This window comes from Arthrobacter sp. JCM 19049 (assembly GCF_001310435.1).
Window position 1 is genome coordinate 1 of record NZ_BAXF01000834.1, and the last position, 704, is coordinate 704.

Annotated in this window: 1 protein-coding gene; it reads right to left on the reverse strand. The window is 68.3% G+C overall.

What is annotated here, in order from left to right:
- Nucleotides 1-704: Dyp-type peroxidase domain-containing protein (locus JCM19049_RS16600; RefSeq protein ID WP_279403470.1), on the reverse strand; the 704-nt coding region annotated here is incomplete at both ends.

Here is a 704-nt window from a genome sequence, read left to right on the forward strand (position 1 = left end):
CGTCGCTCTGCCGGCGCCGAGCGCGAAGTCCCGGGCGGGGCGGTCCACCTCATCCCAGGTGTCCAGATCCATCTGGATCCGGCGCAGCACCAGGGTGGTGGCATCCGGGAACCAGGCGTCGGACGGCTCATGGCCGAACACCGCCAGTCGGCGGGTGTCATCCTTCGGGTTCGCGATCCCGTCCACCTGCCCAAACAGGTTGCGGAACGGTGAACCGGCCGGTTGGGAGCTGGCGGCATGGGTGAACCCGTGCTGCTCGTATTTCACCCGGGTGATCGAGCGCAGGTTTTTGCGCACCGAACGCACCGCGTGCGCCAGCACCGTGGGGTCCTCCGCGCATAGCTGGATCACCAGGTCCGACTGGCCGTACTCTTCACGCAGCCGGTCGATCTTGAACTTGGGCAGCGGTCCCAGGCTGGCGGGGGCCAGGTCGGGGCCGATCAGCCCAATCGCGGCACGGCTCAGGCCCACGGTCAGGCTCAGGTTCGCCGGCAGCTGCGCCATCTCCGGTTCAGTGTCGGCCAGCACCCCCTGGCCGGCCATGAGCCGAACCGCGTCATCGGTGATCATCCGCAGAATCGAGCGCAGCCGTTCGCGCTTCGCGGCGGGCTCCAACCCCTCCAGCACCATGTCGATGCCCAGGAACACGGCGTGGGCCTGCGGATTTTCCAGGATCCCGGGCTGGTGGCGTCCGTACGGGGAAA